The organism is Mycobacterium sp. (assembly GCF_044370595.1).
In the GTDB taxonomy this organism is placed as follows: Bacteria; Actinomycetota; Actinomycetes; order Mycobacteriales; family Mycobacteriaceae; genus Mycobacterium.
Window position 1 is genome coordinate 1 of record NZ_JBILVF010000258.1, and the last position, 2,765, is coordinate 2,765.

2 protein-coding genes are annotated in these 2,765 nt (G+C 67.5%); both read right to left on the reverse strand.

Going from position 1 to position 2,765, the window contains the following annotated elements; translation table 11 throughout:
* On the reverse strand, positions 1-1,472 hold a 1,472-nt coding region (locus tag ADBZ5N_RS18540; protein ID WP_526260014.1), incomplete at its 3' end, for an acyl carrier protein.
* Positions 1,469-2,765: AMP-binding protein (locus ADBZ5N_RS18545; protein ID WP_526260016.1), on the reverse strand; the 1,297-nt coding region annotated here is incomplete at its 5' end. The genes ADBZ5N_RS18540 and ADBZ5N_RS18545, both read right to left, overlap by 4 nt.

A 2,765-nucleotide genomic window follows, 5' to 3' on the forward strand; every position in this document is an offset into this window, starting at 1 on the left:
TCGACGACCTTGAGATGAAGCTCGTCGAACGGGATGTGCGGATTGGGGGTGTCGAAGTGCTGATTGGGCGGAATCTCACCACGCTGGATCGCCAGCGTGGCCTTGACGAGACCGACGAGACCCGCCGCCGCCTCCAGGTGGCCGAGGTTGGTTTTGGCGGCGCCGACCAGAAGCGGGGCCTCGGACTGACGTCCCCGCCCGTAGACGGCGCCGAGGGCGCGGGCTTCGATGGGGTCGCCGATCAGCGTTCCGGTGCCGTGGGTCTCCACGTAGTCGACCTCGGTGGGTTCCACATCGGCGTCGGCGCACGCGGCCCGCAGCACGGCCGCCTGAGCCGCCGGGTTCGGCGCCATCAGGCCGTTGGACCGGCCGTCCTGATTGACCGCCGACCCGCGCACCACCGCGAGGACCCGGTTGCCGTCGCGCACGGCATCGGAGAGCCGCTTGAGCACAGCCACACCGCAGCCCTCACCGCGAACGAATCCGTCGGCGGCCGCGTCGAAGGCGTGGCAGGCGCCGGTGGGCGACATGGCTCCGGCCTGGTCGAAGCTGCGCGTCACGACCGGTGAGAGCAACAGGTTGACCCCACCGGCGAGGGCGAGATCAGACTGCCCGCTGCGCAGGCTCTGACAGGCCAGGTGCACCGCCACCAGGGAGGATGAGCAGGCGGTGTCGACGGTCAGCGACGGACCGCGTAGGTCCAGGAGATAGGACAGCCGGTTGGCGATGATGCTCAGCGCGCCGCCGGTGCCGGTCCACGCGTCGACACCGCCCAGATCGCGGGAGGCCAGGAACCCGTACTCGCTGACGCACGCGCCGACGAACACGCCGGTCTGCGAGCGCTGCAGCGATTCGGCCGGGATGCCGGCGTGCTCGAGCGCCTCGACGGTCACTTCGAGCATCAGACGCTGCTGCGGGTCGATGTAATCGGCCTCGCGCGGGGTGATCCCGAAGAACTCGGCGTCGAAACCGGCGTAGTCGGACAGGAACGAACCCCACCGTGTGGTGCCGGCCAACGCCTGCGCGGTCTGCGGAGAGCCGTCGTCGAACGCCTTCCACCGGTCGTCGGGCACGGTGCTCACCGTCGAGCGGCGCGCTGCCAGCAGGTCCCACATTTCGTCGGGTCCGTTGACATCGCCCGGCAGCCGGCAGCCGAGTCCGATGATCGCGATCGGTTCGGCCAAGGATGCGGGACCGACATCGGTGGTGCGCAATGCCTCGGAGTCCGGATGGGTCAGGGCGTGCGCCAGTCCGGCGATCGTCGGGTTTTGCCAGATGTCGACCGGCGACACCGAACGGCCCAGAAATTCGGTGAGCTCACCGGCCAGCACCACCCCGTCGCGAGAACCGACCCCCATTTGGTTGAAGGCCACGTCAACGTGGATGTTCTCGGGACTGCAGCCGACATTGGTGATGAGGTAGTCCGCCAGCCAGTTGCGGAGGTCATCCTCTCCATGGCCGGGCAAGGTCATACGGCTACGCCCATGGCGTCCAGGCGCCGGAACTCACCGTCGCGGTACAGCTCACCGCACGACGACCGACGGATCTTGCCGCTGGTCGTGATCGGAATGGAACCCGGCGACACAAGCACGAGATCATCGATCCGCAGATTGTGCAGCGTCCAGACGGCGTTGGCCAAGGTGTCCCTGACCCTGCGCAGGTCCACTCCGGGTTTGACCTCGACAATCGTGACCAGGTTCTCCGAGGCCCCGTCCTCGACGGCGATCGCGGCGACCCGGCCGGCGGTGATCTCTCGGATGGTGGCCTCGATGTCCTCGGGGTAGTGGTTGCTCCCGTCGACGATGAGGAGATCCTTGAGGCGTCCCATGATGAAGAGCTCTCCGTCGGAGATCACACCGAGATCGCCGGTGCGCAACCAGGGGCCGGCCGGCGTGCCCTCGGACGGCTTGTTGATGCGGCCGCGGAAGACCCGCGTTGTCTGTTCGGCTTTGCGCCAGTAACCCAACGCGACGTTGTCGCCACGGGTCCAGATCTCGCCGATGGTGCCGGCGGGCCGCTCGATACCGGTCTCCGGGTCGACGATGCGCAACGGGTAGTCCTGCGGCACGCCGTAGCTGACCAACTCGGTACCGCTCTCATGGTCGGACGTGCAACGCTCGGCGGTGCCCGCCGCGAGCAGCCGCAGATTGAAGCGTGCCGTGACGACTGCGTCGGCAACCGGTGGCGAGGCCACGTAAAGAGTGGCTTCCGCCAGACCGTAGGCAGGCCGGATGACCTTCTCGGCGAGCCCGAACTTGGCGAAACGGTCGACGAACCGCTTGACGGTGCCGTAGTGCACCCGCTCGGCTCCGCTGAGGATCGCGTGCACCCCGCTCAGATCGAGACCTTCCATATGGGCGTCGGTGGTCCTGCGGGCGGCGAGTTCGAAGGCGAAGTTGGGTGCGCCGGAGAAACACCGGGGGCTCTGAGCCATCAGCAGGATCCAGCTCGCGGGTTTGGCCAGGAAGGCCATCGGGCTGATCAACGTTGCACTGCAGCCTGTCACCAGCGGCGCACAGACTCCCATGATGAGCCCCATATCGTGGAAGAACGGCAGCCACGACACCACCGTGGTCTCTGCAGGTACCGTGCCGCCGAACTCCTCGAAGTAGTTGGCGACGGTCTGCTCGAGGTTGGTGATGACATTGCGGTGCGAGACGATCACGCCGGCGGGCGTCCGGGTGGAACCGGAGGTGTACTGCAGATAGGCGGGCCCGTGCCGGGAATCGTCGGTCTCGTCGAGCGCGCGGGTGGCGTCGATGTCG